Consider the following 4,797-nt stretch of genomic DNA (forward strand, 5'->3'; position numbering starts at 1 on the left):
TGCATGGTGTCGTAGATCGCCATCAACGACGTGAAACTGCCGCCGGGCGAGTTGATGTACATAGTGATGTCGCGGTCGGGGTCCAGCGACTCCAGCACCAGCAACTGAGCCATGACGTCGTTGGCCGACGCGTCGTCGACCTGGACTCCGAGGAAGATGATGCGTTCCTCGAACAGCTTGTTGTACGGGTTCGACTCTTTGACACCCCAGCTGGAGTGCTCGACGAACGACGGCAGGATGTAGCGCGCCTGGGGCGCGAGCTCGGGGTTCATTCGGCTTCTCCGTTGATGTGTTCGGCGCGGGTGATGATGTGGTCGACGAATCCGTATTCCAGGGCCTCAGCGGCGGTGAACCACCGGTCGCGGTCGGAATCGGCCTCGATGCGCTCGATCGACTGGCCGGTGAATTCGGCGTTGAGCCGGAACATCTCTTTCTTGATAACGGTGAATTGCTCTGCCTGAATGGCGATGTCGGCCGCACTACCGGTCACCCCGCCCAGCGGCTGGTGCATCAGGATGCGAGCGTGCGGCAGCGCGTAGCGCTTGCCCTTGGTGCCCGCGGCCAATAGGAACTCGCCCATCGAAGCCGCCATGCCCATTGCGTAGGTGGCGATGTCGCACGGGGCCAGCACCATCGTGTCGTAGATCGCCATGCCGGCGCTGATCGATCCGCCGGGCGAATTGATGTACAGGTGGATGTCTTTGTTCGCGTCTTCGGCGGCGAGCAGCAGGATCTGCGCGCACAGCCGGTTGGCGATGTCGTCATCGACCTGCGACCCCAGGAAGATGATGCGCTCGGAGAGCAATCGCTCATACACCGAGTCGGTGAGGTTCAGACCCATCGCGCTGGCGCGCATTTCAGTCCCACGGCTCACAGTGGGTTACCTGCTTTCTCGAGTTCCGTATTCACCGACACTAACCAACCTGGGCCGTCGAGCACTCCCCGAAGCCCGTGCGTTCGCTTACAGCGTCACTTCGCGTCGTCTGCGGCGTCCGCATCGTCATCGTCGGACTCTTCGACGTCGCCGTCCTCCGGGGTGCGCTTGCCGAAGAACTCGGTGGTGTCGATGACGTTGCCGTCGCTGTCTTTGACGGTGGCCGCCTCGACCGCTGCAGCGATAGTCAGGCCACGGCGCACATCGGCGAACATCGCCGGCAACTGGTTTTGCTGCTGCAGGTAGCCAAGCAGCTCCTGCGGCTGGATGCCGTACTGCCGCGAGGTCACCACCAGACGTTCGGTGAGATCTGCCTGGCTCACCTGGATGTCGAGGTCGTCGCCCAGCGCGTCGAGCACCAGCTGCGTCTTGATGGCCTTCTCGGCCTCCGCGCGAGCGTCGGCGTCGAATTTCTCGCGCGACGAACCCTGCTTTTCGAGCGCTTCGGCGAGCTTGGCTTCGTCGTGGTCGAGCCCGTGCAGCGCGTTGTGCACCGTGCTGTCCACCTGGGCCTGCACGATCGCTTCGGGCAACGGCATGTCGACCTGCTCGACCAAGGCTTCCAACGCGGCGGTGCGAATCTCTTCGGCCTGCTGGACGCGTTTGGTCCGGCTGACCTGGTCGGAGAGGTTGGCACGCAACTCGTCGATCGTGTCGAATTCGCTTGCCAGTTGGGCGAATTCGTCGTCGGGTTCGGGCAGTTCACGTTCTTTGACCGAGACGACGGCGACGGTGACCTCAGCCTCCTGGCCGGCGTGCGGGCCGGCGGCCATCTTGGTGGTAAATGTGCCGGACTCGCCGGCCTTCAGTCCGATGATCGCGTCGTCGAGACCGTCGACCAGTTGTCCGGAGCCGATCTCGTGGGACAGGCCCTGCGTGGACGCCTCGGGCACGTCCTCGCCGTCGATGTTGGCCGAGAGGTCGATCGAGACGAAGTCGCCGGAGGCGGCGGCACGCTCGACTCCGGTCAGGGTGCCGAACCGGGCACGCAGCGACTGCAATTCGGTGTCGACTTCCTCATCGCTGACCTTGATCGGGTCGACGGTGATCGTCAGCGCGCTGAGATCAGGCAGGGTGAAATCGGGGCGGACGTCGACCTCGGCGGTGAAGACCAGCTCCTCGCCGTACTCCTTCTTGGTGACCGCGATGTCGGGCTGACCAAGCGGCCGCACGTCGACCTCGGTGACGGCCTGACCGTAGCGGCTGGGCAGTGCCTCGTTGACGACCTGGTCCAGGATCGCCTCCTTGCCGACACGAGCCTCCAGCAATTTGGCGGGGGCCTTGCCCGGACGGAAGCCCGGGAGCCGGATCTGCTTGGCCAGCTCTTTGTAAGCCCGATCGAAATCGGGCTTCAGTTCCCCGAACGGCACCTCTACGTTGATCCGAACCCGGGTTGGGCTCAGCTGCTCGACGGTGCTCTTCACGGGTGTGCTCCTTGGTGTGCTGTGGGTCTTGTCATGCTTCAAGCCCGTTGGGTGTGGCGCGCCAGTCGGGGTGACAGGATTTGAACCTGCGGCCTTCCGCTCCCAAAGCGGATGCGCTACCAAGCTGCGCTACACCCCGCGGTGACCTCGAAATCCTACGGCCAAGCCACACCGTCCCTGCAGTGGCCTCACCACCAGGTCACGGGACGACAACATTTGGATTTGATGTCTGCCGCGCCGTAAAGTCGCGCTCGACTAATACATGCGGGCGTAGCTCAATGGTAGAGCCCTAGTCTTCCAAACTAGCTACGCGGGTTCGATTCCCGTCGCCCGCTCGATACCGGCGCCGGCAACCGAGGCGGACTAGGCTGACAACGCTTAATGCGCCAACGGCGGCGGGGTGGCCGTCGAGGCCGACCCGGCAAGCTGAGGAGGCTAACCGATTCAGCATCCAGGTGCCACAGCCGACATCGCCATCCATGGCTCATGCGCGACCCGCTTCGACGGCGTACGCAGGGCGTTCACGCAGAACTTCGCGCAGGGCAAGGAAATTGGCGCGGCGGTCGCCGCCTGGGTAGACGGCGAGCTGGTCGTCAACCTGTGGGCCGGAACCGCCGATGAGGCCGGCACCAAGCCGTGGCAGGTGGACACGCTATCCACCGTGCTCTCCGGGACCAAGGGCCTCACCAGCACCTGCGTCCACCAACTCGTCGAGCGCGGCGACCTCGACCTGAACGCCCCGGTGGCCCGCTACTGGCCAGAATTCGCCCAGGCCGGCAAACAAGACATCACCCTCGGCATGGTGATGTGTCACCGATCCGGGGTGATCGGGCCGCGCCAGCGCATGGACTGGACGCAGGTCACCGACTGGGATCTGGTCTGCGAACGGCTGGCCGCCGCCGAACCGTGGTGGGAGCCGGGGACCGCGCAGGGCTATCACATGACCACCTTCGGGTTCATCCTCGGCGAGGTGTTCCGCCGCGTGACGGGTAGCACCGTCGGCCAATATCTGCGCACCGAAATCGCCCAACCACTGGGAGCCGCGATCCACATCGGCTTGGCGCGGACCGAACAACACCGTTGTGCCGATCGGGTCGCCAAACCGCACATCCGCCAGATGCTGGCCGACGTCAACGCCCCCGGATATCCCACCTCGCTGGCCGAACACCCGAAGGCCGGGCTCGCTGTATCGATGGGATTCGCGCCCGACGACGAGGTCGGATCGAACGATCTGGACCTATGGCGCTAGCTCGAGTTCCCGGGAACCAACGGCCAGGTATCGGCGCTGGGGCTGGCGACGTTCTACAACGCCTTGGCGCAGGAGAAGCTGCTCAGCCGCAGGCACATGGACCTGATCCGGGTCTCACAGGGCGGCCTGGAGACCGATCTGGTTCTCGGCCCGCGCGTCGCCGACCATGGCTGGGGCCTCGGCTACATGCTCAACCAGCGCTGCGTCAACGGACCGAACCCGTCGATCTTCGGCCACGGCGGCCTCGGCGGCTCGTTCGGCTTCGTCGACCTGGAGAACCGGATCGGCTACGCCTACGTGATGAACCATTTCGACCCGACCAAGGCCAACGCCGATCCCCGCAGCGTGGTCATGAGCAACGAGATCTATGCGGTGCTCGGGGTCAAATAACGCTGACGACAAAACCGCACCTGCCTCCCCGGAAGGTCTGGGCAGATGCGGTTTCGCTCAGCGTTAGGAGTCGCCGCCGCTCGACGAACCACCACCAGAGTCGCCGCCGCCGGAGTCGCCGCCGCTCGACGAATCGCTACCGCCCGAGTCGCCTCCTGACGCGGCGCTACCGCCCGAGTCGCCTCCTGACATGTCGGCACCGCCCGAGTTGTCGGATCCCGCCGACGGTCCACTGGCGTCCGACGGTCCACCGGCATCGGGAGCCGACGAGCCACTGTCAGGTGCAGGTGCGTTGGCATCCGGACCGGCCGGGCCGGCATCCGGCCCAGAGGCGCCCGGCCCATTCTCAGATCCGTGGCCTCCCGGCTCCCCGGCTCCGCCCGGGCCACCGGGTTCGGTACCACCAGGCGCTCCGGCTCCACCCGGACCACCGGGTTCGCTGCCCGCAGGCGGCCCTCCGGATCCACCAGGATCATGTCCATCAGGCCCACCCGGACCACCCGGTTCGGTACCCGCAGGCGGGCCCCCGGGTCCGCCGGGGTCATGCCCACCCGGACCACCAGGATCGTGTCCGCCGGGCCCACCGGGGCCTCCAGGTCCACCGGGTCCTCCAGGGTCATGTCCGCCGGGTCCACCGGGGTCATGTCCGCCGGGTCCACCGGGGTCATGCCCACCGGGTCCTCCAGGGTCATGACCGCCCGGTCCACCCGGACCACCGGGACCGCCCGGCTCGCCAGGTCCGCCGGGGCCATGGCCGCCGCCGTGGCCCCCGTGGCCGCCGCCACCAGGTTCATGTCCCC

The 4,797-nt window shown here is 66.1% G+C and carries 4 protein-coding genes, 2 tRNA genes and 1 pseudogene; 2 read left to right on the forward strand and 5 right to left on the reverse strand.

Going from position 1 to position 4,797, the window contains the following annotated elements; translation table 11 throughout:
- The 4 genes from VN856_RS08405 to VN856_RS08420 form a co-directional block, all read right to left on the reverse strand.
- Positions 1-272: ATP-dependent Clp protease proteolytic subunit (locus VN856_RS08405; RefSeq protein WP_325687958.1), on the reverse strand; the 272-nt coding region annotated here is incomplete at its 3' end.
- Positions 269-874, reverse strand: a complete 606-nt coding sequence (locus VN856_RS08410; RefSeq protein ID WP_325687959.1) for an ATP-dependent Clp protease proteolytic subunit — start codon at positions 872-874, stop codon at positions 269-271. The genes VN856_RS08405 and VN856_RS08410, both read right to left, overlap by 4 nt.
- Before the next feature lie 95 nt (positions 875-969).
- The gene (tig, locus tag VN856_RS08415) at positions 970-2,358 is read right to left on the reverse strand and encodes a trigger factor (protein ID WP_325687961.1); all 1,389 of its coding nucleotides are present in this window, start codon (positions 2,356-2,358) and stop codon (positions 970-972) included.
- 65 nt (positions 2,359-2,423) lie between these two features.
- A tRNA-Pro gene (locus tag VN856_RS08420) sits at positions 2,424-2,497 on the reverse strand.
- Positions 2,498-2,622: 125 nt separating this feature from the next.
- Here VN856_RS08420 and VN856_RS08425 point away from each other — a divergent pair.
- A tRNA-Gly gene (locus tag VN856_RS08425) sits at positions 2,623-2,693 on the forward strand.
- Positions 2,694-2,827: 134 nt separating this feature from the next.
- Positions 2,828-3,997 (forward strand): annotated as a pseudogene (locus VN856_RS08430) (serine hydrolase domain-containing protein).
- On the opposite strand, the gene VN856_RS08435 reads toward VN856_RS08430, so the two are convergent.
- The coding region (locus VN856_RS08435) for a hypothetical protein (protein WP_325687962.1) at positions 3,973-4,797 on the reverse strand (825 nt) is incomplete at its 5' end. The pseudogene VN856_RS08430 and the gene VN856_RS08435 overlap by 25 nt on opposite strands.

Source organism: Mycobacterium sp. (assembly GCF_035603715.1).
GTDB lineage: Bacteria > Actinomycetota > Actinomycetes > Mycobacteriales > Mycobacteriaceae > Mycobacterium.